Raw genomic sequence first — 23,083 nt, forward strand, 5'->3', positions numbered from 1 at the left:
ACGGGCATATGGGGCGTAAGGCTCGGTCCCGCGCCGCTCCCTGGTGTCGTCCGGGAGCGGCGCCGCCCCGGCCGCTAACCCGCGCTGCTCAGCGACAGCTTCGCGGCGAAGCCCAGGAACGCCGCGCCCGCGCCCGCCGACAGACCGGCGGTCAGCCGCCTGCGCCGCCGGAAGGTGGCCGCGAGATAGGTGCCGCTGAAGATCAGCACCGACAGATAGGTGATGCTGAACAGCTGCGCCCAGGCGCCCAGCGCCACGAACGACAGTGCCGGATGGGCGTACTCGGGGTCCACGAACTGCACGAAGAAGGAGATGAAGAAGAGGATCGCCTTCGGGTTCAGCAGGCTGATGACCAGCGCCCGGCGGTACGGCCGCTCCGCGGGCTTCCCCTCGGCCGCCGCCGCGTCCGCCGTACCCACCGCGCCCTGCGCGCCCTCGTCCGCGGCCCGAACGGCCCCCGGACCACGCCGCCACAGCGCCCGCGCCCCGCGCAGCATGCCCACCGCGAGCCAGGTCAGATAGCCCGCGCCCGCGAACTTCACCACGTCGAACACCAGCGGGCTGGTATGCAGCAGTGAGGCCACCCCGCCCGCCGACAGCGCCATCAGCACCGTGTCCCCGCACACCACACCCGCCGCCGCCCGATAGGCGACACGGGGGCCGCGACGGACACCACATAGAGCGAATTCGGGCCTGGCAGAAGGATGATCAGCGCCAGTCCCGCCAGATACGTCGAAAGATCCGTTATCCCGAGCACAATCAGCAGGATGCCAGTGACCGAAACGGCGGCTCATCCGGGTTTCGCCATCCGGACTTGCACCTCACGTGACGTGAGGGCGCACCGTGGAGCCCGTACCGAGAGCACGACCGGTACCCCGACACCAGGAGAGCGGAAGCGGACCATGAGCTATTCCGTGGGAGAGGTCGCGGGCTTCGCGAACGTCACGGTGCGCACCCTGCACCACTACGACGAGATCGGGCTGTTGCGCCCCGGCGCCCGCACCCCGGCCGGGCACCGGCGGTACGACGACGCCGACCTCGACCGGCTCCAGCGGATCCTGTTCTACCGGGAGCTCGGCTTTCCACTGGAGGAGGTGGCGGTCCTGCTCGACGATCCGGACGTGGACGCGCAGGCCCACCTGCGGCGTCAGCACAAGCTGCTGACCGACCGGATCGAGAAGCTGCGGCAGATGGCCGCGGCCGTCGAACACGCCATGGAGGCACGGAAGATGGGCGTCAAACTCACCCCGGAGGAGAGGTTCGAGGTCTTCGGCGACAACGACCCCGAGCAGTACGCGGAGGAGGCCGAGCAGCGCTGGGGCCATACCGAGGCGTACAAGGAGTCGATGCGCCGGTACGCGACCTACGGCAAGGACGACCTCCTGCGGATCAAGGAGGAGGGCGAGCGGCTCAACCAGGACTTCGCCGCCCTCCTGGAGGCCGGGACCCCGCCGGAGTCCGAGGCGGCGATGGACCTCGCCGAGGAGCACCGGCAGCAGATCGTCCGCTGGTACTACGACTGCACCTACGAGATCCATACCTGTCTGGGCGAGATGTTTGTGGCGGACGAGCGCTTCACCGCCACCTACGACGCGGTGCGGACGGGGCTGGCCGCCTATCTCCGCGACGCGATCCTGGCCAACGCGCGCCGCGCGGGACACGGCGGCGCCTGAGCCGCCCGGAGGGTCCGGAGATCCCTCTCCGGACCCTCCGGGCACCCCACCCGGGCCGGTGGGAACCGAGGGCATGCACCCGGCGTTGATAGCTTTGGCGGCACACTGCGAAGAACACCGCAACCAGTCCGCCCCGACCTGCGGCCGGGCCTCGCACGAGCCTGCTTCCCTCGACCCAGGAGCCTGTCACCCGTGACCACTCTCGCGCTCGGCCCCCAGTGGCTGGACCCGGACTATCTGATCGAGACCTTCGGTCTGCTCGGCGTCCTCGCCATCGTCTTCGCGGAGTCCGGCCTGCTCATCGGCTTCTTCCTGCCGGGCGACTCGCTGCTGTTCACCACCGGACTGCTGGTCACCACCGATGTGATCAAGCAGGATCTGTGGCTGGTGTGCGTCGCCATCGCCGCCGCCGCGATCCTGGGTGACCAGGCCGGATATCTCTTCGGCCGGAAGGTGGGCCCGGCGCTGTTCCGCCGCCCCGACTCCAAGCTCTTCAAGCAGGAGAACGTGGAGAAGGCGCACGAGTTCTTCGAGAAGTACGGGCCCAAGTCGCTGGTGCTGGCCCGCTTCGTGCCCATCGTGCGGACGTTTACGCCGATCATCGCGGGCGTGAGCCGGATGAACTACCGCTCCTTCATCATCTTCAACATCATCGGCGGGGTGCTGTGGGGCACCGGTGTCACCCTGCTCGGCGCGGCGCTCGGCAAGGTCGACTTCGTCCACGCGCATATCGAGCTGATTCTGATCGGCATCGTGCTGCTGTCGGTGATCCCGATCGCCATCGAGTTCCTGCGGGCCCGCAGCAAGGCCAAGAAGAGCGCGGCCGACGGATCCGCCGAGCAGGGCGCGGCCGGGGGGCAGCCGGGCGCCGGAGCTCCCTCGCAGGCGCCGCGCGGACGCCACGCCAAGCGCTGACCCCTGGGCCTCAGAGCCACCGTCCGCGCCGGTCACATCCCGTTCAGCCCGCTTCACCCCGCTTCACATCGGCCTCACCACCGCCCCCACTCCCGTTCGATCTCACCGCCCCGCACAATGGGCTGCGGTGCCGCCGTCGCTTGAGCGTTCGGCTGCCCGGACATGCACGAGGAGGCCGGCGAGGAGCGAGGAGACGTGGGGTCGGACCGACAGCAGGGACAACGCGGCGGGGCCGTGGAGACGGACACGGCGGGGAACGGCAAACCGCAGTCCGATGAGGCGCACAGTGCCTTCACCCCGCCCCTGGGACTGCCACTGCCGCCAGCCCCCGAGGACGAGCATCCGACGTCGGAGTTCGCCGTCCCGGAGGGGCTGGCCGCCGAGCCCGCCGCCGAGCCGGAGGGCTCGGCGTTCGCCCCGCCGGGCGGGGTGAAGACCTCGCAGAACGGCAACTCGACCACGGGTGGCTTCCCCGCCTTCACCCCGCCCGGCGGGATACCCGTCGTCCGGCTGACCAAGGACGCGCCCTGGCAGGACCGTATGCGCACCATGCTGCGGATGCCGCTCAGCGAGCGCCCGGTCCCCGAGCGCGTCGAGCGGCAGGAGGGCGACACCGGTCCCGCCGTGCCCCGTGTGCTCGACCTCACCCTCCGCATCGGCGAGCTGCTGCTCGCGGGCGGTGAGGGGGCCGAGGACGTGGAGGCGGCCATGTTCGGCGTGGCCCACGCGTACGGGCTCGACCGCTGCGAGCCCACGGTGACCTTCACCCTGCTGTCGGTCAGCTACCAGCCCTCGCTGGTGGACGACCCGGTCACCGCCAGCCGTACCGTGCGCCGCCGGGCCACCGACTACACCCGGCTCTCCGCGGTCTTCCGGCTGGTCGACGACATCACCACGCACGAGGACATCACGCTGGAGGAGGCGTACCGGCGGCTGGCTGAGATACGCCGTAACCGCCACCCGTACCCCGGCTGGGCGCTGACCGTGGCCGGCGGCGGACTGGCCGGAGCGGCGAGCATGCTGGTCGGCGGTGAATGGCCGGTGTTCTTCGCCGCGGCCGTCGGCGCGATGCTCGGCGACCGGCTGGCGTGGCTGGCCTCCGGGCGCGGACTGCCGGAGTTCTACCAGTTCGTGGCCGCGGCGATGCCGCCCGCCGCGATGGGTGTCGCGCTCAGCCTCGTGGGCTCCGGGCTCCAGTCGTCCGCGGTGATCACCGGTGGATTGTTCGCGCTGATACCGGGGCGGGCCCTGGTGGCGGGTGTCCAGGACGGGCTGACCGGCTATTACATCACCGCCGCCGCCCGGCTCCTGGAAGTCGGCTACCTCATCGTGGGCATCGTGTGCGGGGTGCTCACGGTGCTGTACGGCGGCCTCCAACTGGACGCCAAGCTCAATCCGGAGGCGGCGCTGCGCCATGTGGAGCGGCCGCCCATCCAGATAGCGGCGGCGATGCTGCTCGCCCTGACGTTCTCGATCCTGCTCCAGCAGGAACGTCACACCGTGCTGTTCGCCACGCTCAACGGCGGGGTGGCCTGGGTGGTCTACGCGGCGCTCGCCGACACCGCCAACGTGCCGCCGGTGGCGGCCACCACGGTGGCCGCCGGGCTGGTCGGCCTCTTCGGCCAGCTCCAGTCCCGCTACCGCTTCGCCTCCGCGCTGCCGTACGTCACGGCGGCGATCGGGCCGCTGCTGCCCGGTAGCGCGACCTACTTCGGACTGCTCGCCCTGGCACAGGGCAATCTGGACCGCGGGGTCGCCCATCTCACCCAGGCGGCCGCACTGGCCCTGGCGATTGCCATCGGGGTGAATCTGGGGAACGAGTCCGCACGGCTCTTCCTCAAGCTGCCGGGCGCCACGATCGAACCGTCCGGCCGCCGCGCGGCCAAGCGCACCCGCGGCTTCTAGCCCCGGGTGTCCCGCTCCATCACCCCGGAAATCCCCCGGAATTCAGCAAAAAAACAGCGGACGGGCCGGATGCGATCCGGCCCGTCCGCGGTGCTTGGGCTCAGTGGCCGCCGGACGCCTCGAGGCGCTTGACGGACGCCTCGACCTCGGCCTCGGCCTCGGCGCGTCCCACCCAGTTGGCCCCCTCGACCGACTTGCCGGGCTCCAGGTCCTTGTAGACCTCGAAGAAGTGCTGGATCTCCAGGCGGTCGAACTCCGAAACGTGGTGAATGTCACGCAGATGCTCTACCCGCGGGTCGGAGGCCGGGACGCAGAGCAGCTTGTCGTCGCCACCCGCCTCGTCGGTCATCCTGAACATGCCGATGGCACGGCACTTGATCAGACAGCCGGGGAACGTCGGCTCGTCGAGAATGACCAGGGCATCCAGCGGGTCACCGTCCTCGCCGAGGGTGTTCTCGACGAAGCCGTAGTCCGCGGGGTAGCTGGTCGAAGTGAAGAGCCGACGGTCGAGACGGATGCGCCCCGTCTCGTGGTCCACCTCGTACTTGTTCCGCGAACCCTTCGGGATCTCGATGGTGACGTCGAACTCCACGGGTGGCTCCTCCATGATCAACACATACGTCTGGTGATTAAGTGTCCCCCACGCAGGTGTGTGGTGGCGAAAGGGGCTGGTCGATCGTGCCTGAAGCCAGATCGTGGCAGGTCAGGGAGTGGCTGAGCCGCGGGCGGAGCGAAGTGCGGAACCAGTGGCGGCAGACCACGCGCGAACAGCGGCACACCGTGCGGCTGACGGCGGTCTCCGCGACGGTGGGCCTCGCGGTCGCGATCGGCTCGGTGCTGGTGGCCGGGCCGTGGGAAGCCGGCCAGCGTACGGCCGAACGCGCCCGCGCCGCCGGGGGACCGGCGATCGGTGACGACCGTCAGGGCGGGGACAAGCCCGCGCCCAGCGCCTCCCCGGTGCTGGCCGCCCTCGGCGCGCCCACCGCCGAGCCGTCGCCGGACACCGGCGAGGACGCGGTGCCGCCGCCCACCGGCGCCGGGCTCGCCGACACCCTCGAACCGCTGCTGGACGACCCGGCCCTGGGCGACCGGCGCTCGGTGGCCGTCATGGACGTCGCCGGCGGGCGCCAGGTGTTCGGGGCGAAGGCCGACAGCGCCGCGGTGCCCGCCTCCATCATCAAGGTGGCCACCGGCGCCGCCGCGCTCTCCGCCCTCGGTCCCGACTACCGCATCAAGACCACCGTCGTGGAAGCCGGGAAGGACGGCATCGTGCTCGTCGGCGGCGGCGACCCGACGCTCACCGCCCGCGCCGTGAAGGGCCCGGACCAGCCCGCCTCACTGCGGAAGCTGGCCGACGACACCGCCCGCGCGCTGAAGAAGCGCGGCACCCGGACGGTCCGGCTCGGCTACGACACCTCGCTCTACTCGGGCCCCAAGCTGCACCCCATCGGCGTCAACGAGAACATCGCGCCGGTGACCCCGCTCATGGCCGACGAGGGGCGGCAGGACAACAGCGACCACGGCCCGGCCCCGCGCGCCGGTGATCCGGCCGCCGACGCGGCCGGCTCCTTCGCGTCGATGCTGCGCGCCCGCGGTATCGCGGTGAAGGGCGAACCGCGCTCCCAGGAGGCCGGGAAGACCCCCCAGGCGGTGGCCGCCGTCCGCTCCCAGCCGCTGTCCGCGCTCGTCGAGCGGATGCTGACCAACAGCGACAACGACCTCGGCGAGGCCCTGGCCCGGCAGACCGCCATCGCCGCCGGACAGCCCGCCAGCTTCGAGGGCGGCGCCCGGGCGGTGACCGCCCGGCTGCGGAAGCTGAAGCTGCCGATGGACGGCGTCCGCATCGCCGACGGCAGCGGGCTGGACCGCGCCGACCGTGTCTCCGCCGCCCTGCTCGCCCGGACGCTGGTGCGCTCCGCCGACCGCGACCACTCCGAACTGCGGTCGGTCCTCACCGGACTGCCGGTGGCCGGTTTCAACGGCACCCTGCGCACCCGCTACGCCGAGGACTCGGTGGGGCGCGGTGTGGTCCGCGCCAAGACCGGCACCCTCACCGGTATCAACTCCCTCGCGGGCACGGTGGTCGACGCCGACGGACGGCTGCTGGTCTTCACCTTCATCACCAACGGCACCACCGACGCGAACGGCGCCCAGCGCGCCCTGGACCGGATGGCATCGGCCCTGGCCAACTGCGGCTGCCGCTGACCGGGGCGACGGTGGTCCCCGGCGACCGGGTGTGCGGGCCGCCGTCTCCTCCCGGATGCGACGCGGGCCACGTACCGTGAAGCCATGACGAGCATCGGTGGTGTGGAGATGGTCGACTGGAATCTCGCGGTCGCGACCGCGACCCGGCTGGTCCGCCCGGGACCCGAGGTGAGCCGGGACGAGGCGCGTGCCGTCGTCGCCGAGCTGCGCCGGCACGCCAAGTCGTCGGAGGAGCACGTCCGGGCGTTCACCCGGATGGCCGTACACGGCGGTCCGGACTTCGACACCCCGGTGCTGGTGGTGGACCGCACCGGCTGGATCAGGGCCAACGTCGCGGGCTTCCGCCAGATCCTCAAGCCACTGCTGGGCAAGATGGAGGACCGGCGCGGCGGACTGCCCGGCGGGGCCGTCCTGGGCGCGGTCGGCGGCAAGGTGACCGGCGTGGAGCTGGGGATGCTGCTGTCCTTCCTCGCCTCTCGGGTGCTCGGCCAGTACGAGACCTTCGCGCCCGCCGGCCGTGAGCTGCCCGGGGCCGCGGGCGGCGGTCGACTGCTGCTGGTGGCCCCCAACATCGTCCATGTGGAGCGCGAGCTGGACGTCCACCCACACGACTTCCGGCTGTGGGTGGCGCTCCACGAGGAGACCCACCGCACCCAGTTCACCGCGGTGCCGTGGCTGCGCGACCACATCGAGTCCGAGATCCAGGCGTTCCTGGGCGAGACCGATGTGGATCCGGCCACCCTGCTGGAGCGGCTGCGCGAGGCCGTCCAGTCCGTCGGCGGCGGCCGGACCGAGCGGGATGTCGACGGGGACCGCGGCGTGGGCGGCATCATCGAGCTGGTCCAGACGCCGACCCAGCGGGAGATCCTGGCCCGGCTGACCGCGGTGATGTCGCTGCTGGAGGGCCACGCGGACTATGTGATGGACGGGGTGGGCCCGGAGGTGGTGCCCTCCGTCGCGGAGATCCGCGAGAAGTTCCAGAAGCGGCGGGCCAGCGGCGCCGGACGGCTGGACCAGGCGCTGCGCAAACTGCTGGGGCTCGACGCCAAGCTGCGGCAGTACCGTGACGGTGAGCGGTTCGTACGGGCCGTGGTGGACCAGGTCGGCATGGACGGCTTCAACCGGGTCTGGACGTCCCCGAACACGCTCCCGACCAAGTCGGAGATCAACAAACCGGCGGAGTGGGTCGCGCGGGTGCACCGTAGGGCGGAGTCGTAGAACCGGCACACTCGGCGGCGGCGGAATGCCCCCCTTAATCACTCGTCCGAGGGACCGTGAGCCACGGGTAGGCGTGCGATGCTCGGGGAACAGCTCGCTTCTGTCACCATCGACATACTCTGCGTGACGACATCACGTACGCCCCCCGAGGCACCCCCTCGCATGACAGATGGGAAACGGACATGGGTCCCCATCCAGCGGTCGCCGCGATACGCCTGGCGGTGCGCCGCGTCCTCCACGACGTCCTCGTCGCCTCCTCGGCTCCGACCCCGCCCTCCTCCCGCCCGGCCGCCGGACCGCGCACCCGGTCGGCGCCCGGTGACGGGCCGCTGGTGCTCGCCGCCTGCTCCGGCGGCGCCGACTCCATGGCGCTCGCCTCCGCGCTGGCCTTCGAGGCCCCCCGGATGGGCCTGCGGGCCGGCGGCGTCACCGTCGACCACGGCCTCCAGCCGGGCTCCGACGTCCGCGCCGCCGAGGTCGCCGAGCGCCTGCGCGAGCTCGGCCTCGCGCCGGTCGAGTCCCTCGCGGTCGACGTCGGCCGGGACGGAGGCCCCGAGGCCGCCGCCCGCGACGCCCGCTACGCCGCTCTCGACGCCGCCGCGGAGCGCCACGGCGCCGCCGCCGTCCTGCTCGGCCACACCCGTGACGACCAGGCCGAGACGGTTCTGCTCGGCCTCGCCCGCGGCTCCGGTATCCGCTCGCTGTCCGGAATGGCCCGTGTCTCCGGGGCGGGCGGCCGTTACCGCCGCCCCTTCCTCCAGCTCGACCGGCACACCGTCCGCAAGGCCTGTCTGGCCCAGTCGCTGCCCGTCTGGGACGACCCGCACAACGTGGACCCCACCTACACCCGCTCCCGGGTCCGTCATGAGGCACTGCCGGTGCTGGAGAAGGCCCTCGGCAAGGGGGTCGTCGAGGCGCTCGCCCGCACCGCGCAGCTCTCCCGTGACGACGCCGACGCCCTGGACGCCTGGGCCGCCCGCGCCGAGGCCGATGTGGTGACCGCCGCCGAGGTGCCCGCCGAGGGCGGCGGCACGGTCGAGCTGGACACCGTGGGGCTGCACCGGCTGCCCACCGCCGTCCGCCGCCGGGTGCTGCGCCGCGCCGCCATCGCCGCGGGCGCCCCGGCCGGCTCGCTCTTCGCCCGCCATATCGAAGAGGTGGACCGGCTGATCACCGGCTGGCGCGGCCAGCGGGCCATCAACCTCCCCGGGCGGGTCGAGGCCCGGCGGGAGGGTGGCAGACTGGTCATCCGGCAGGGCTGAGCCGCCCGCCGAATTGCCGGATTGCCTAACGAGAGTGGCGCGGGTGGACGACAAGGACATGGGCACCGACCTGAAGTCGGTTCTCATCACCGAGGAAGAGATCAACGCGAAGCTGGCCGAGCTGGCCGCCGAGATCGACGCGGAATACGCGGGCAAGGACCTGCTCATCATCGGTGTCCTCAAGGGCGCGGTGATGGTGATGGCGGACCTGGCGCGCGCCTTGTCCACTCCCGTCACCATGGACTGGATGGCCGTGTCGTCCTACGGCGCGGGCACCCAGTCCTCGGGCGTGGTGCGGATCCTCAAGGACCTGGACACCGACATCAAGGGCCGTCACGTCCTGATCGTCGAGGACATCATCGACTCCGGTCTGACGCTGTCCTGGCTGCTGTCGAACCTCGGCTCGCGCGAGCCCGCCTCGCTGAACGTCTGCACCCTGCTGCGCAAGCCGGAGGCGGCCAAGGTCGCCATCGATGTGAAGTGGGTCGGCTTCGACATCCCGAACGAGTTCGTCGTGGGCTACGGTCTGGACTACGCCGAGAAGTACCGCAATCTGCCGTTCGTCGGCACCCTGGCGCCCCACGTCTACGGCGGCTGAACCGCCCCGGCGCCGCGCCGCGCCCGGCGGGGAACCTGTCGCGGTTTCCCGCCGTTGGAGCATGGGAAGGCGGTTTTGTTAACAGTCCACGGCGGCGTCGGGTGACAATGCTGGGGTACCGTCCGAAGGTCAGTCTTTTTCGAGACTGAGGATCACACAGCTCATACACCACAAATACACCGCAATACACCGCACGCACAGGCGCCCCCTCCAGGGCTGCCGTGCCTCACTGTGGCAGGAGGGACGGGGCGGCTTCGCCCCGTATGGATGGACGTGAAGCGCTACTTCCGTGGGCCGGTCATGTGGATCGTGCTGGCCGTCCTCGCCGTGGTCGTGTTGATGCAGGTCGTCGGCTCGTCCGGCGGCTACAAGTCGGTGGACACCAGCCAGGTCGTCAAGGCGATCAACCGGAACCAGGTCCAGTCCGCCGAGCTGACGACCGGCGACGAGCACAAGATCAAGATCAAGCTCAAGGACAACGTCGCGAAGATCTCGGGCAGCGACAAGCTCCAGGCCACCTACATCGGTGACCAGGGCGTCGACCTCGCCAGGACTCTTCAGGCCAATGCCCAGAAGGACAACGGGATCCCCGACGGGTACAACGTCTCGACGTCGAAGCAGAACCCCTTCGTCGGGATCCTGCTCTCGCTGCTCCCGTTCGTGCTGATCGTCGTGGTCTTCCTGTTCCTGATGAACCAGATGCAGGGCGGCGGCTCCCGGGTGATGAACTTCGGGAAGTCGAAGGCCAAGCTGATCACCAAGGACACCCCGAAGACGACCTTCTCCGATGTGGCGGGGTCCGACGAGGCGGTCGAGGAGCTCCAGGAGATCAAGGAGTTCCTCCAGGAGCCCGCGAAGTTCCAGGCCGTGGGCGCCAAGATCCCCAAGGGCGTGCTGCTCTACGGCCCGCCCGGTACGGGTAAGACGCTGCTCGCGCGCGCCGTCGCGGGCGAGGCGGGCGTCCCGTTCTACTCGATCTCCGGCTCCGACTTCGTCGAGATGTTCGTGGGTGTGGGTGCCTCCCGGGTCCGTGACCTGTTCGAGCAGGCCAAGACCAACGCCCCGGCCATCGTCTTCGTCGACGAGATCGACGCCGTCGGCCGACACCGTGGCGCCGGTATGGGCGGCGGCCACGACGAGCGCGAGCAGACGCTGAACCAGCTGCTCGTCGAGATGGACGGCTTCGATGTGAAGGGTGGCGTCATCCTGATCGCCGCCACCAACCGGCCGGACATCCTCGACCCGGCGCTGCTGCGCCCGGGCCGCTTCGACCGGCAGATCGCCGTCGACCGTCCCGACATGCAGGGCCGTCTGGAGATCCTCAAGGTCCACCAGAAGGGCAAGCCGGTCGCACCGGACGTCGACCTGTCGGCTGTCGCCCGCCGTACCCCCGGCTTCACCGGTGCCGATCTGTCGAACGTGCTGAACGAGGCCGCCCTGCTGACGGCCCGCAGCGACAAGAAGCTGATCGACAACCACTTCCTGGACGAGGCGATCGACCGTGTCGTGGCCGGACCGCAGAAGCGGACCCGGATCATGAGCGACAAGGAGAAGAAGATCACCGCGTACCACGAGGGCGGTCACGCCCTGGTCGCGGCGGCGTCTCCGAACAGCGACCCGGTCCACAAGGTCACGATCCTCTCCCGCGGCCGGGCCCTGGGCTACACCATGGTCCTGCCGGACGAGGACAAGTACTCGACCACGCGCAACGAGATGCTCGACCAGCTCGCCTACATGATGGGCGGCCGGGCGGCCGAGGAGCTGGTCTTCCACGACCCGACCACCGGCGCCTCCAACGACATCGAGAAGGCGACGGCCACGGCCCGCGCGATGGTCACCCAGTACGGCATGACCGAGCGGCTCGGCGCGATCAAGTTCGGCTCCGACAACTCCGAGCCGTTCCTGGGACGTGAGATGGCTCACCAGCGCGACTACTCGGAAGAGGTCGCCGCGCTGGTGGACGAGGAGGTCAAGAAGCTCATCGAGGCCGCGCACAACGAGGCGTGGGAGATCCTCGTCGAGAACCGCGACGTTCTGGACAACCTCGTCCTGGCGCTGCTGGAGAAGGAGACGCTGAACAAGGAGGAGATCGCCGAGATCTTCGCCCCGATCGTCAAGCGCCCGGCCCGCCCGGCGTGGACCGGTTCCTCGCGGCGTACCCCCTCCACCCGTCCGCCGGTACTCTCCCCCAAGGAGCTGGCCCCGGCCAACGGCGCCCAGTCCACCTCGGCGGCTTCCCTCGCGAAGACCACCGCCCCGGAGGAGACCCCGGAGCGCTCCGAGGAGTCGGGCTCCGGACCGGAGAACTGATCCCGGGCCGTCCAGGGGCGTCCCGCCCCTGGACGGCCCCGGAATGAATGCCGCGTCAGCCAGGTTCTAGCCTGTTGACGCGGCATTTCCGCATTTGTGCGTGAGGAACGAGGCAACATGATCGACCCGGTGACGCTGGACGGTGAGGGCCGCATCGGCGAATTCGACGAGAAGCGCGCCGAGAACGCGATCCGTGAGCTTCTCATCGCCGTCGGCGAGGACCCGGACCGGGAAGGGCTCCGGGAGACCCCGGGGCGGGTGGCCCGTGCCTACAAGGAGATCTTCGCGGGGCTGCGCCAGCAGCCGGAGGACGTCCTCACCACCACGTTCGACCTGGGCCATGACGAGATGGTGCTGGTGAAGGACATCGAGGTGATGTCCTCCTGCGAGCACCACCTGGTCCCCTTCGTGGGCGTCGCCCACGTCGGCTACATCCCCTCCCACGACGGCAAGATCACCGGGCTGTCCAAGCTGGCCCGGCTGGTGGATGTCTTCGCCCGCCGTCCCCAGGTCCAGGAGCGGCTGACCACGCAGATAGCCGACTCCCTGATGCGGATACTCGAGCCGCGCGGCGTGATCGTCGTGGTGGAGTGCGAGCACATGTGCATGACCATGCGCGGAGTGCGCAAGCCCGGCGCCAAGACCCTCACCTCGGCCGTCCGCGGTCAGCTGCGCGACTCCGCCACCAGGGCCGAGGCAATGAGCCTGATCATGGCCCGCTGAGCGCTCCGCGGGAAGAGCCGCCCGCCTCCTCGGGTCAGGCGCGGGCGGTGGCGCTGGGGCCGTTGCCGTTGCCGTTGTTGTGTTCGTCGTCCTCGGGGAGCTTGCAGACGCGCTCCAGGAAGAACGCGGCGGCGACCACACCCGCACCCGCCAGGACGGAGAGCGCGGCGTAGATGGCCTGGTCCCGGCGGGCCGGGACATCGAGCTGCTCCATCGCCAGGAAGGCGCCCACACCGCCGTACATGCCAGAGATCAGCGCCGCGACCAAGGCGCTGGCCTGGCCGAAGATGACCGCGCGGGCGGCCACCAGGGGGTCCACGCCCTTGGCGCCGGGACGGCGCTCACGCTGGGCGCGTAGCCGGGCGCGCAGGGACAGCGCGGTCGCGGTCAGCACCACCGCGATCAGAGCCAGCACAATCGGCGCTGCCACCGGAACGCTCGGCAGCGAGCCCAGCGTGTCCCACAACCGGGCCCCCGCCCACGACACCACACCGGCCACGGCGAACAGCCCGACCAGCACCCCGATCCGAAGTTGCCTCACCGACCGGTCGCCCCTCAACTCGTACGTGCACCATCTCCCGAACCTACCGGGAGATCAACGTCTATTCGGGCAGGCGCAGTTCCAGGTCCGTACGGACCCATACCCCGTCCTGGCCGATCTCGGTCAGCAGCCCGGAGACCGCGCCCCGGCCCGGGAACTCGGCCTGCGGGTCCACGTCGTTCCACGGCACCAGGACAAAGGCGCGCTGGTGCGCCCGCGGGTGGGGGAGGGTGAGCGTCGGGTCGTCGGAGACCACGTCCTGATACGACACGATGTCCACGTCCAGGGTGCGCGGACCCCAGCGCTCGTCCCGCACCCGCTCGAACGCCTCTTCGATGGCGTGGCCGCGCTCCAGCAGCGAGGAGGGCGGCAGCGTCGTCTTCACCAGCACCACCGCGTTGAAGTAGGTGGCCTGGGTGCCCGGCTCCACACCCCACGGGTCCGTCTCGTACACCGGCGACACAGCCTTGACCCGCAGCCCCGGGGTGTCCTCCAGCGCGTCGATGGCGCCCTGGAGGGTCTCCAGGCGGTTGCCCAGATTGCTGCCGAGCGAGATCACCGCCCGTTTGGGGTTGCTCAACGTCACATCGGCTGCGTCGACCCGCTCCACCACGGAGGTGGGAACGGGCTGCACGGTCGGATCGCTGCTGCTCATACTCGGCTCCGGGTGATGGTGATGGTCACGTCGTCGAAGGGCACGGTGATCGGGGCCTGTGGCTTGTGCACCACCACCTCGACCTCCTGTACCACGTCGTGCTTGAGGCAGCGGTCCGCGATCCGCTCGGCGAGTGTTTCGATCAGATCGACCGGCTCACCCCGCACCACGTCCACCACCTCTTCCGCGATCTCCCCGTAGTGGATGGTCTTGGTCAGGTCGTCGTCGGCCGCGGCGGGCCGAGTGTCCAAGCCGAGCACCAGGTCCACGACAAACGTCTGGCCCTCCTCGCGCTCATGGGGGAACACCCCGTGGTGCCCGCGAGCCTTGAGGCCGCGCAGCGCGACACGATCCACCCGAATCACTCCTGCCGGTCGTCGGTACGCGGGCACGTCCCGAAGAGTCCGGAACGCACCACCCGTCCCCAGCCGTCTGCCGGGGTACCTCCCTCGAATCTACCTGCGGGCACCGGCGGCACCCGCCCACGGGGTCGCGGCTCGCTCGCTCCGCGTCCTCGCGTCACAGACCCCTACCCGCACCTCGTGGGGCTCGAACGGGGTCCATCAGTCCGGCATCAGCCGTCCGTCGTCATCCGGTCCTTCCGGCCCCTCCGGGCCGTTCTCGTCACTCTCCGCCAGCACCGGGGAGCCATGGTGTGACCACACCTTCCAGCCGTCCTCCGTCCGGCGGAACACGTTCGTGGCCACCACCAGCTGTCCCACCAGTGGGCCGAGCTCGCCCTCCTCCTCCGCCGGAGCGCCGCTGAGGATGTTCTCGGTGCAGGTCACCAGGGCGGTGTCGGCCAGCACCGACACCTCGACATCGGTCAGGAAGAACTGGATGTAGTCGGTGTTCGCCATGATCAGCGCGTAGGAGCGCAGCACCTCGCCCCGGCCGCGCAGCACCGGCCAGCCGGGGTGCACACAGGAGACCTCGGTGTCCGGCGCGTCCAGCCACAGCCGCTCCAGCGCCGGGTGGTCGCCCTGTTCCATGGCCTCGTACAGCGCGGTGTTCGCCCGTTCCACCCGCTCGCTGTCCGTAAGGGAAGTCACAGTGCTCCCGCCGCGTCCCCGGCCGCCTCGATGGCCCGCGCCACTCGCACCGCGTCCGCGCTGGCCCGTGCTTCGTGGACGCGGACCGCCCAGGCGCCCCCGCGGGCCGCGATCGCGGTGACCGCGGCGGTGGCGGCGTCCCGCTCCCGGGCGGGCGGCGGAGTGCCGTCGCCGGTGGCCAGGACGCGCCCCAGGAACCGCTTCCGGGAGGCCGCCACCAGCAGCGGGCGGCCCAGCTCGCGCAGCGCGGAAAGATGCGCCAGCAGCGTCAGGTCGTGCTCGGCCTCCTTGGCGAAGCCGAGGCCCGGGTCGATCACGATCCGCTCCGGGTCGATACCGCCCGCGACCGCCCGCTCCAGGCCGGTGCGCAGCTCGGCGACGACTTCGCCGACGACGTCGCGGTAGACCGCCCGGTTGTTCATGTCGATCGACTGGCCGCGCCAGTGCATCACCACGAAGGGCACTCCGGCCGCGGCCACCGTGGGCACCATCGCCGGATCGGCGCCTCCGGCGCTCACATCGTTGACCAACCGCGCCCCGGCCTCCACGGCCCGCTCGGCGACCGTGGCCCGCATGGTGTCCACGCTGACCACGGCTCCGGCCGCGGCCAGCTCCCGGACCACCGGAACCACCCGGCGCAGCTCCTCGGCCTCGTCGACGCGCACGGCGCCCGGACGGGTCGACTCGCCTCCGACGTCCACCAGGTCGGCCCCGGCTGCGATGAGGTCAAGGCCGCGCTTGACGGCCAGCTCGGGGTCGAACCACTGGCCCCCGTCGGAGAAGGAGTCGGGCGTGACGTTCACCACGCCCATCACCGCACACCGGTCCCATTCCGGCAGTCCGGCCACCCGGCCCCGCCCACGCAACGTCGTCATGACCCCAGGCTAGGCCCTGTCCGGTGGATCTTTGAGGAGCAGCCCGCGGCGTCTGGTGCCGTGGATCGCAAGCCGGAGGGCGGGCGGGGGACGTGGGTGAGCAGGCATCCCGCGCGGGATTCCCGGGCGGGGAATCCCGGGGTGTGCTCAGGCGGCCTGCTCCAGCTCCCGGTCGCGGGTGGCGGGCGGGTGGGCGCAGGGCCGGGGCTCGGGGCGGCGTCCGCGGCGCAGCAGCCGGGGGAGCGCCAGCGAGACGAAGCCCTCGGCCTGCATCGCGGCCAGTCCGATCCGCGGCAGATCGCGGGTGTTGCGGAAGACCACGAAGCGCGGCTCCCAGCGCGGCTGGAACTTGGCGTTGAACTTGTACAGCGACTCGATCTGGAACCAGCGGGAGAGGAACACCAGCAGTCCGCGCCAGCCGCGCAGCACCGGGCCCGCGCCCAGCTTCTCGCCGCGCGCGAGCGCCGAGCGGAACATCGCGAAGTTCAGCGAGACGCGCTTCACACCCAGCTGCGGGGCGGCCTGGAGGGAGGCGACGATCAGCAGCTCGTTCATCCCGGGGTCGGCGCTGCGGTCGCGCCGCATGAGCTCCAGCGACATTCCGTCGGTGCCCCAGGGCACGAAGTGCAGTACGGCCTTGAGGTCCCCGTACGGGCCGTCCTCGGCGCCGTCCTCGGCGGCCTTGTGGGCGGTGGCGATGACGGCGTCGCCGTCGGCGGGGTCGCCGATCCGGCCCAGCGCCATGGAGAAGCCGCGCTCGGTGTCGGTGCCGCGCCAGTCGGCGGCGGCGCGCCGGATGGCCTCCAGCTCCTCCGGCTCCAGGTCGGCGGCGCGGCGCACCCGGGTCTCGTATCCGGCCCGTTCGATGCGCTTGACCATCTGGCGGACGTTGCGCATGGCGCGGCCGGAGAGGGTGAAGTCGGCGACGTCGACGATGGCTTCGTCGCCGAGCTCCAGGGCGTCCAGTCCGGTTTCGCGGGTCCACACCTCGCCGCCGGTCTCGCTGCACCCCATCACCGCGGGGGTCCAGGAGTGGGCGCGGGCCTCGTCCATGAAGCGGGCGATGGCGCCGGGCCATGCCTCGACATCGCCGACCGGGTCACCGCTGGCGAGCATCACACCGGAGACCACGCGGTAGCAGACGGCGGCCTTGCCGCTGGGGGAGAAGACCACGCCCTTGTCGCGGCGGAGCGCGAAGTGGCCGAGGGAGTCACGGCCGCCGTGGGTGGTGAGCAGGGCCCGCAGCCGTTCCTCGTCCTCGGAGGTCAGCCGGGCGGCCGGGTGCTCGGGGCGGAAGGCCAGATAGGCGGTGGTGGCGACGGTCAGCAGGCCGAGCGCGCCAAGGGAGTAGCCGACGGTGTAGTCGGCGCCCTCGCGGTAGTCGATGGGTCCCTCGAAGCCGAACAGCCCCCACAGCACATGCGCCAGCTGATCGCTGAAGGACGGTTTCCCTACGACCGTGTCCGGGTGTGACCGGACGATCAGCAGTCCGAGACCGATGCTGACCGCACCCATGATCACGAAGTTGGCGAGAGCCCGCCAGCGGCTGCGCGGGTCGGGGAGTGCCGCGAACTCCTTCCGGTACCGCAGCAGTACGCCCATCAGGACGAGCGAGAGGACGGCACCGCAGATCGAGTGACGGTGGAGCAGCTGGGCGGCGGCGCCGACGGGCAGCAGCCCCACGGCCGCGACCCAGGCCCGGCGCTTACGCCGCTTCAGCCCGTGAGCCAGCATGAGCAGGAGCAAACCGACCACGATGGATGCCGCGGCGGCCAGGGAGCTGACCGCGCCCGGCAGCACCTCGGCGAAGGCGTGCACCCGGGTGTAGCGCAGCCGTGGGAAGACGAGGTCCATCAGCCCGATCAGCGTGCACGCGGTGCCGACGGCGGTTGGTACCGCCTCCGGCCTCGGTCCGCGCAGCACACGCCGTATCCGGAGGGGAACCCGTCCGGACGTTTCGGCATCTTGACTGTCAGACATTTGCATTCCCGTCGCTTCGGTCAAGAGGATCTTTGGTTCTCTGACGCAGCATCTGCACGATTTGCGCCCATCAAGACGGCGCCTGAGGGGGCGGGGTTCCATCCGCGGCACGGGGGAGCCTGCCGCCCGGCAGAAAGATAGTGATGGGTCTCACGAGCAACAACATCGTGATCATTGCTGTGGTCACCGCGGTGCTGCTGTTCGCGGCCACGATATGGCTGTGGCCCCGACTGGCCGGGCGCGGGGTGACCGTCGTGCTCGGCCGAGTCGGCATGCTAGTGGCAACTCAGCTCACGGTGTTCGCGGCTTTCGGATTGTTTGCCAACCAGTCTTTCGGCTTCTACGGTTCGTGGTCGGATCTGTTCGGAACAGAGGACACACCCGGTGTGGTGGTGAACCATGACACCCCGGGCAACGGGGTGCGGGTCACCGAAACCCGTCATGTCAAGGTGGACGGGGGCTCCTCGCCGAAGGCCGCCGGGCGCATCGAGAAGGTGAACATCCAGGGGCCGGTCTCGAAGATCGCCAGCTCCGCGTACATCTATCTGCCGCCGGAGTACTTCAAACCGGAGTACGCCAAGCGGAAGTTTCCCGCCGCCCTGGTGCTGACCGGATACCCGGGCACCACCGAAGCGCTGATCAACGGTCTGAAGTACCCGCAGAACGCACACAAGTTGGCGAAGAACGGGCGGATGCAGCCGACCATCCTGGTGATGATGCGACCGACCGTGGCCCCGCCCCGGGACACCGAGTGCGTGGACGTGCCCGGCGGTCCGCAGACCGAGACGTATTTCACCAAGGACCTGCCGAAGGCGGTGTCCGAGCACTACCGGGTGGGCCGGGAGGCCCGTAACTGGGGTGTCATCGGGAATTCCACCGGCGGCTACTGCGCGCTGAAGATGGCGATGCGTCACCCCGACGCGTTCTCGGCCGCCGCGGGCCTCTCGCCCATGTACAAGGCGCCGATCGACGCGACCACGGGCGATCTGTTCGGCGGCAGCAAGAAGCTGGAGCGCGAGAACAACCTGATGTGGCGGCTGGACCACAAGCCCGCGCCGCCGGTGTCGCTGCTGGTTTCCAGCAGCCAGCACGGCGAGAAGAACTACCGGGCCACCATGCGGTTCGTGAACAAGGTGGAGACGCTGAACCGGCGTGGCGAGCCGACCCGGATCTCGTCGATGATCCTGGAGACCGGGGGCCATAACTTCAACACCTGGCGCCGTGAGGTCCCCGCCGCGCTGGAGTGGATGGGCGGCCGGCTCAGCGACCGCTGAGCCGGAGCCGGGCGCCGGGTTGGTCGTGACGACCGCCCTGGACGCCCGGCACCGGACGCGCCCAGGACTCCTCAGGCGTCCGCCACCGTCTGGAGGTTCACGTCCCCGCGGGCGATCCCGCCCGCGTCGGCGTCGATCGAGCGGCGCAGCGCCTCATGGAGCCGGGCCGGGGTGAGGACACCGAGGAAGCGTTCGCCGTCGAGGACCGCGACCCAGCCCGCGTCGTGCTGGAGCATCTGGCTGAACGCCTGCTTCAGCGGTGCCCCCACCGGAAGCCACGCCTCCATACGGCGGGCGTGGTCCCGGACGGTCCCCCTGGTGCCGTCGGCCGCGTCCGCGGGGATCCAGCCGTGCAGCCGGTCGGCGTCGTCCAGGACGACGGCCCAGCGCGCGCCGTCCGCGGCCAGCCGGGCGGCGGCCTTGGACAGCGGGTCGTCGAGGTGGACCACCGGGGGCTGTTCGAGGTCGCCGGGTTCGATGGGGGTGACCGAGAGCCGCTTCAGTCCGCGGTCCGCCCCGACGAAGTCGGCGACATACGGGGTGGCGGGCGCGCCCAGCACCGAGGCCGGGGTGTCGAACTGTTCGATCTTCCCCGAGCCGTAGACCGCGATCCGGTCACCGAGCCGGACCGCCTCTTCGATGTCATGGGTGACGAAGAGCACGGTCTTTCGCACCTGTGACTGAAGTCGCAGGAATTCGGTCTGGAGGTGTTCACGGACGACCGGGTCGACGGCCCCGAACGGTTCGTCCATGAGCAGCACCGGCGGATCCGCGGCGAGCGCGCGGGCCACCCCGACCCGCTGCCGCTGGCCGCCGGAGAGCTGGTCGGGGTAGCGGTCGCCGTAGACGGACGGGTCGAGCCCGACCAGGTCGAGCAGTTCGGCGGCGCGGTCCCGACCCTTCTTGCGCTGCCAGCCCAGCAGATGGGGAACGGTTGCGGTGTTCTCCAGTACGGTCTTGTGCGGAAACAGACCGATCTGCTGAATGACGTAGCCGATACGGCGACGTAGTTGGACCGGATCCGCCTCGGCGATGTCCCCGCCCTCCACCAGAATCCGGCCCGAGGTCGGTTCGATCAGCCGGTTGACCATCTTCATGGTGGTGGTCTTGCCGCAGCCCGAGGGCCCCACGAGCGTGACCAGCTCGCCCTCCGCGACCTCGAAGGACAGGTCGTCAACGGCCGTCGTGCCGTCGGCGTAGCGCTTGGTGACATGCTCGAACCGGATCATGGCTCCCCATTGTTGCCGCATTCGTGGCAGACATTGTTGCTGTTGTGTGGCGATCGGACGAGATTGTCATCTCCCGGGGTTAGGGTCACCAGGAATTGTGACGACCAGGTGGCTGCGGCCCGACGGGGGAGGTGAGCGTATGGCGGACCGGAACTGTCTGATCAGCAACGAGTGGATATGCGGCGAGTATGTGCGCACACGCAGTCAGGAGCTGACGGACGCGACACTCCAGCATGTCTGGATCACCCTCGCCTCGGTCGCGATCGGACTGCTGGTCGCCTTTCCGCTCGCCCTGCTGGCCCGCCGCTGGCGGGTGGTGGCGGGGCCGGTGCTGGGGATGACCACGATCCTCTACACGGTGCCGTCGCTGGCGATGTTCTCGCTGCTGCTGCCCGTGTTCGGGGTGTCCGCCGCGGTCGTGATCGCCGGTCTGGTGCTCTATTCGCTGACCATCCTGGTGCGCAACATCATGGCCGGGCTCGCCTCGGTGCCCGAGGAGGCCCGGGAGGCGGCCCGCGGAATGGGATACGGGCCGCTGCGGCTGCTGTTCGGCGTTGAGCTGCCCCTCGCGCTGCCCGCGCTGATGGCGGGGCTGAGGATCACCACCGTCTCCACGGTCTCGCTGACCACGGTCGGCGCGATCATCGGGTACGGCGGGCTCGGCAACCTCATCTACGAGGGGATGCGCAGCTTCTTCAAGGCGCAGGTGCTCACCGCCTCGGTGCTGTGCGTGGCGCTGGCGGTCGTGGCCGACGTGGCCCTGCTCGGCGTCCAGCGGCTGCTGACGCCCTGGGCTCGCAAGAGGAGGAGGGCCGCGTGATGGGCGTCGTGGGCGAGGCGTGGGACTGGCTGGCCACCGGGTCTCACTGGTCGGGCACCGACGGGGTGTGGCACCGGCTGAGCCAGCATCTGTTCCTGACGTTCGTCTGTCTGGCGATCGCCTGCGCCGTCGCGCTGCCGATCGCCGTGGTGCTCGGGCATCTCGGCAAGGGCGGGGTGATCGCGGTCAACATCTCCAACGCGGGCCGCGCGGTGCCCACCTTCGCGGTGCTGGTGCTGCTCCTGCTCAGCCCGCTGGGGACGCACGGACAGTGGCCCACGATCATCGCGCTGGTGCTGTTCGCCATTCCGCCGTTGCTCACCAATGCCTACGTGGGGGTGAGCGAGGCGGACCGGGAGGTCGTCGAGGCCGCCCGGGGCATGGGGATGACGGGCGGCCAGCTGATCCGCAGGGTCGAGCTGCCGCTCGCCTTCCCGCTGATCATGACGGGCGTACGGACCGCGGCGGTGCAGGTCGTGGCCACCGCGACGTTGGCGGCGCTGCCCGGCGGCGGCGGTCTGGGCCGGATCATCACGGCCGGGTTCCGGCTCACCGACACTCCTCAGGTGGTGGCCGGGGCGGTGCTGGTGGCGGCCCTCGCTCTGCTGGTCGAGGGGGTGTTCGTGCTGCTGGGGCTGGTACTCGACCCGATGCGGCGCAGGACCGGGAAGCGGTCTCCGGCGGCCTTTCTGCCGCCCGCCGACCAGTCGCCGAAGTCGCCGGTCCTCACAACGCGCTGACGGGGCGCCGTAGCAGCAGTGGTGGGCCGATGACGCCCCACGACGGAGAACGTCCGGAAATCTATGGATGGGAAACCCATGAGCAAGATCTATCGGGTGGCGGGAGCCGCGGCGGGTGTCATGGCGCTGGCGGCCGGTCTGACCGCCTGCGGCGGCGAGAGCCTGGAGAAGTCCGGCGGTGGTGACAGCTCCGGGAAACCGGGCAAGGGCTCACTGGTGATCGGAACCGCCTCGTTCGCCGAATCGAAGATCCTCGCCGAGTTGTACGCGGGGCTTCTGGAGGACGCCGGATATTCCACCTCGCTCAAGACGGTCGACACCCGCGAGCTGTATGAACCGGCCCTGGAGAAGGGTCAGATGGATGTGGTGCCGGAGTACGCGGCGACGCTCGCCGAATTCCTCAACCAGAAGAAGAACGGGCCGAATGCCGACCCGGTGGCCTCCTCGGACGTCGGCGACACCGTGGCGGCGCTGAAGAAGCTGGCCGAGGCGCGCGGGCTGAAGGTGCTCGAGCCAGGTAAGGCGGTGGATCAGAACGCGTTCGCGGTCACCAAGGACTTCGCGACGGAACATAAGCTCAAGACCCTCTCCGACCTGGGGAAGTCCAAGCAGAAGGTGACGCTGGCGGCGGGTGACGAATGCCCGAAGCGGCCGTTCTGTCAGCCGGGTCTGGAGAAGACCTACGGCATCGATGTCGCCGGTATCGACCCGCTGGACATCGGCAGCGTCCAGGCCAAGCAGGCGGTCAAGGACGGCAAGGACCAGATGCTCCTGACCACCACCACGGACGCCACTCTCGACCAGTTCGGTCTGGTCCTGCTGGACGACGACAAGAATCTCCAGAACGCGGACAACGTCCTTCCGGTGGTGAATGCGAAGTCGGCGGGATCAAAGAAGATCGCCGACACGCTGAACAAGTTGAGCGCCGTACTGACGACGGCCGATCTCACCCAACTCAACAAGAAGGTTGATGCCGAGCGGCTCAAGCCCGCTGATGTCGCCGCCGACTACCTCAAGGACAAGGGGCTGGTGAAGTAGGACCACCGCCGCCCGGGAGTGCCTGCCCGAGAGCGGGCAGGCCCGGCGGCCCGGCCGTATTTGTCAACGG

General features: G+C 70.3%; 21 protein-coding genes and 1 pseudogene. 13 read left to right on the forward strand and 9 right to left on the reverse strand.

Annotated elements, in window-relative coordinates; all coding sequences use genetic code 11:
* Window positions 1–74 precede the first annotated feature (74 nt).
* A pseudogene (gene leuE / locus AC4BEG_RS18615) lies at window positions 75–757 on the reverse strand (leucine efflux protein LeuE).
* A 145-nt stretch (window positions 758–902) separates the two neighbouring features.
* Here leuE and AC4BEG_RS18620 point away from each other — a divergent pair.
* The 3 genes from AC4BEG_RS18620 to AC4BEG_RS18630 all read left to right on the forward strand — a co-directional run bounded on the left by AC4BEG_RS18620 (window position 903) and on the right by AC4BEG_RS18630 (window position 4,493).
* Window positions 903–1,673 (forward strand): MerR family transcriptional regulator, encoded by a 771-nt coding sequence (locus AC4BEG_RS18620; protein ID WP_490700875.1) that lies wholly within the window; start codon window positions 903–905, stop codon window positions 1,671–1,673.
* 192 nt (window positions 1,674–1,865) lie between these two features.
* Complete coding sequence (locus AC4BEG_RS18625; RefSeq protein ID WP_490700876.1) at window positions 1,866–2,588, forward strand: DedA family protein; 723 nt, start codon at window positions 1,866–1,868, stop codon at window positions 2,586–2,588.
* 195 nt (window positions 2,589–2,783) lie between these two features.
* Window positions 2,784–4,493, forward strand: coding sequence for a threonine/serine exporter family protein (locus AC4BEG_RS18630; RefSeq protein ID WP_490700877.1), 1,710 nt, complete (start codon window positions 2,784–2,786; stop codon window positions 4,491–4,493).
* A gap of 100 nt (window positions 4,494–4,593) precedes the next feature.
* Here the strand turns inward: AC4BEG_RS18630 and AC4BEG_RS18635 are convergent, their stop codons facing one another.
* Complete coding sequence (locus AC4BEG_RS18635) at window positions 4,594–5,085, reverse strand: inorganic diphosphatase (protein ID WP_201870848.1); 492 nt, start codon at window positions 5,083–5,085, stop codon at window positions 4,594–4,596.
* A gap of 86 nt (window positions 5,086–5,171) precedes the next feature.
* Between AC4BEG_RS18635 and dacB the strand changes: the two genes are divergently transcribed.
* The 6 genes from dacB to folE all read left to right on the forward strand — a co-directional run bounded on the left by dacB (window position 5,172) and on the right by folE (window position 12,809).
* Window positions 5,172–6,698 carry a D-alanyl-D-alanine carboxypeptidase/D-alanyl-D-alanine endopeptidase gene (gene dacB, locus AC4BEG_RS18640; protein ID WP_490700878.1) on the forward strand — a complete coding sequence of 509 codons (1,527 nt, stop codon included), beginning with the start codon at window positions 5,172–5,174 and terminating at the stop codon, window positions 6,696–6,698.
* 84 nt (window positions 6,699–6,782) lie between these two features.
* Window positions 6,783–7,916 carry a zinc-dependent metalloprotease gene (locus AC4BEG_RS18645; RefSeq protein ID WP_490700879.1) on the forward strand — a complete coding sequence of 378 codons (1,134 nt, stop codon included), beginning with the start codon at window positions 6,783–6,785 and terminating at the stop codon, window positions 7,914–7,916.
* 182 nt (window positions 7,917–8,098) lie between these two features.
* Window positions 8,099–9,178 (forward strand): tRNA lysidine(34) synthetase TilS, encoded by a 1,080-nt coding sequence (gene tilS / locus AC4BEG_RS18650; RefSeq protein WP_490700880.1) that lies wholly within the window; start codon window positions 8,099–8,101, stop codon window positions 9,176–9,178.
* A 58-nt stretch (window positions 9,179–9,236) separates the two neighbouring features.
* Window positions 9,237–9,776 carry a hypoxanthine phosphoribosyltransferase gene (gene hpt / locus AC4BEG_RS18655; protein ID WP_490707122.1) on the forward strand — a complete coding sequence of 180 codons (540 nt, stop codon included), beginning with the start codon at window positions 9,237–9,239 and terminating at the stop codon, window positions 9,774–9,776.
* Window positions 9,777–10,043: 267 nt separating this feature from the next.
* Window positions 10,044–12,086: an ATP-dependent zinc metalloprotease FtsH gene (gene ftsH, locus AC4BEG_RS18660; RefSeq protein ID WP_490700881.1), complete on the forward strand. Its 2,043-nt coding sequence runs from the start codon at window positions 10,044–10,046 to the stop codon at window positions 12,084–12,086.
* 117 nt (window positions 12,087–12,203) lie between these two features.
* Window positions 12,204–12,809 carry a GTP cyclohydrolase I FolE gene (folE, locus tag AC4BEG_RS18665; protein WP_490700882.1) on the forward strand — a complete coding sequence of 202 codons (606 nt, stop codon included), beginning with the start codon at window positions 12,204–12,206 and terminating at the stop codon, window positions 12,807–12,809.
* 34 nt (window positions 12,810–12,843) lie between these two features.
* Here folE and AC4BEG_RS18670 read toward each other — a convergent pair whose 3' ends face one another.
* From AC4BEG_RS18670 to AC4BEG_RS18695, 6 genes are all read right to left on the reverse strand, one after another.
* Window positions 12,844–13,350, reverse strand: coding sequence for a DUF3180 domain-containing protein (locus tag AC4BEG_RS18670; protein WP_490700883.1), 507 nt, complete (start codon window positions 13,348–13,350; stop codon window positions 12,844–12,846).
* Window positions 13,351–13,411: 61 nt separating this feature from the next.
* Window positions 13,412–14,005, reverse strand: coding sequence for a 2-amino-4-hydroxy-6-hydroxymethyldihydropteridine diphosphokinase (gene folK / locus AC4BEG_RS18675; protein ID WP_490700884.1), 594 nt, complete (start codon window positions 14,003–14,005; stop codon window positions 13,412–13,414).
* Window positions 14,002–14,361: a dihydroneopterin aldolase gene (gene folB, locus AC4BEG_RS18680; protein WP_490700885.1), complete on the reverse strand. Its 360-nt coding sequence runs from the start codon at window positions 14,359–14,361 to the stop codon at window positions 14,002–14,004. Before folB ends, folK begins: the two co-directional genes overlap by 4 nt.
* A 207-nt stretch (window positions 14,362–14,568) precedes the next feature.
* Window positions 14,569–15,057, reverse strand: a complete 489-nt coding sequence (locus AC4BEG_RS18685; protein WP_490700886.1) for a nuclear transport factor 2 family protein — start codon at window positions 15,055–15,057, stop codon at window positions 14,569–14,571.
* Entirely contained in the window at window positions 15,054–15,932 is an 879-nt protein-coding gene (gene folP / locus AC4BEG_RS18690; protein WP_490700887.1) for a dihydropteroate synthase, read from the reverse strand. Before folP ends, AC4BEG_RS18685 begins: the two co-directional genes overlap by 4 nt.
* 147 nt (window positions 15,933–16,079) lie before the next feature.
* The gene (locus AC4BEG_RS18695) at window positions 16,080–17,912 is read right to left on the reverse strand and encodes a phosphatidylglycerol lysyltransferase domain-containing protein (RefSeq protein WP_490700888.1); all 1,833 of its coding nucleotides are present in this window, start codon (window positions 17,910–17,912) and stop codon (window positions 16,080–16,082) included.
* Between the two features lie 143 nt (window positions 17,913–18,055).
* Here AC4BEG_RS18695 and AC4BEG_RS18700 point away from each other — a divergent pair, with 143 nt between their 5' ends.
* On the forward strand, window positions 18,056–19,186 hold the full coding sequence (locus AC4BEG_RS18700; protein ID WP_490700889.1) for an alpha/beta hydrolase: 1,131 nt from the start codon (window positions 18,056–18,058) through the stop codon (window positions 19,184–19,186).
* A 71-nt stretch (window positions 19,187–19,257) separates the two neighbouring features.
* Here AC4BEG_RS18700 and AC4BEG_RS18705 read toward each other — a convergent pair whose 3' ends face one another.
* Complete coding sequence (locus AC4BEG_RS18705; protein ID WP_490700890.1) at window positions 19,258–20,415, reverse strand: betaine/proline/choline family ABC transporter ATP-binding protein; 1,158 nt, start codon at window positions 20,413–20,415, stop codon at window positions 19,258–19,260.
* A gap of 139 nt (window positions 20,416–20,554) precedes the next feature.
* Between AC4BEG_RS18705 and AC4BEG_RS18710 the strand changes: the two genes are divergently transcribed.
* The 3 genes from AC4BEG_RS18710 to AC4BEG_RS18720 all read left to right on the forward strand — a co-directional run bounded on the left by AC4BEG_RS18710 (window position 20,555) and on the right by AC4BEG_RS18720 (window position 23,013).
* On the forward strand, window positions 20,555–21,235 hold the full coding sequence (locus AC4BEG_RS18710) for an ABC transporter permease (RefSeq protein ID WP_490700891.1): 681 nt from the start codon (window positions 20,555–20,557) through the stop codon (window positions 21,233–21,235).
* The gene (locus tag AC4BEG_RS18715) at window positions 21,235–21,975 is read left to right on the forward strand and encodes an ABC transporter permease (protein WP_490707123.1); all 741 of its coding nucleotides are present in this window, start codon (window positions 21,235–21,237) and stop codon (window positions 21,973–21,975) included. Before AC4BEG_RS18710 ends, AC4BEG_RS18715 begins: the two co-directional genes overlap by 1 nt.
* Before the next feature lie 78 nt (window positions 21,976–22,053).
* A complete protein-coding gene (locus tag AC4BEG_RS18720; protein ID WP_490700892.1) occupies window positions 22,054–23,013 on the forward strand; it encodes an ABC transporter substrate-binding protein in 960 nt (319 codons plus the stop codon).
* Window positions 23,014–23,083: the final 70 nt, after the last annotated feature.

Source organism: Streptomyces sp. JLBJ103 (assembly GCF_058215575.1).

What these genes read in the sequence shown, in the direction of transcription:
- AC4BEG_RS18620 (WP_490700875.1), top strand. Translation starts at nt 903, where the DNA reads ATGAGCTATTCCGTGGGAGAGGTCGCGGGCTTCGCGAACGTCACGGTG.
- AC4BEG_RS18645 (WP_490700879.1), top strand. Translation starts at nt 6,783, where the DNA reads ATGACGAGCATCGGTGGTGTGGAGATGGTCGACTGGAATCTCGCGGTC.
- tilS (WP_490700880.1), top strand. Translation starts at nt 8,099, where the DNA reads ATGGGTCCCCATCCAGCGGTCGCCGCGATACGCCTGGCGGTGCGCCGC.
- hpt (WP_490707122.1), top strand. Translation starts at nt 9,237, where the DNA reads ATGGGCACCGACCTGAAGTCGGTTCTCATCACCGAGGAAGAGATCAAC.
- ftsH (WP_490700881.1), top strand. Translation starts at nt 10,044, where the DNA reads ATGGACGTGAAGCGCTACTTCCGTGGGCCGGTCATGTGGATCGTGCTG.
- folE (WP_490700882.1), top strand. Translation starts at nt 12,204, where the DNA reads ATGATCGACCCGGTGACGCTGGACGGTGAGGGCCGCATCGGCGAATTC.
- folK (WP_490700884.1), bottom strand. Translation starts at nt 14,005, where the DNA reads ATGAGCAGCAGCGATCCGACCGTGCAGCCCGTTCCCACCTCCGTGGTG.
- folP (WP_490700887.1), bottom strand. Translation starts at nt 15,932, where the DNA reads ATGACGACGTTGCGTGGGCGGGGCCGGGTGGCCGGACTGCCGGAATGG.
- AC4BEG_RS18695 (WP_490700888.1), bottom strand. Translation starts at nt 17,912, where the DNA reads ATGTCTGACAGTCAAGATGCCGAAACGTCCGGACGGGTTCCCCTCCGG.
- AC4BEG_RS18700 (WP_490700889.1), top strand. Translation starts at nt 18,056, where the DNA reads ATGGGTCTCACGAGCAACAACATCGTGATCATTGCTGTGGTCACCGCG.
- AC4BEG_RS18705 (WP_490700890.1), bottom strand. Translation starts at nt 20,415, where the DNA reads ATGATCCGGTTCGAGCATGTCACCAAGCGCTACGCCGACGGCACGACG.
- AC4BEG_RS18710 (WP_490700891.1), top strand. Translation starts at nt 20,555, where the DNA reads ATGGCGGACCGGAACTGTCTGATCAGCAACGAGTGGATATGCGGCGAG.
- AC4BEG_RS18715 (WP_490707123.1), top strand. Translation starts at nt 21,235, where the DNA reads ATGGGCGTCGTGGGCGAGGCGTGGGACTGGCTGGCCACCGGGTCTCAC.
- AC4BEG_RS18720 (WP_490700892.1), top strand. Translation starts at nt 22,054, where the DNA reads ATGAGCAAGATCTATCGGGTGGCGGGAGCCGCGGCGGGTGTCATGGCG.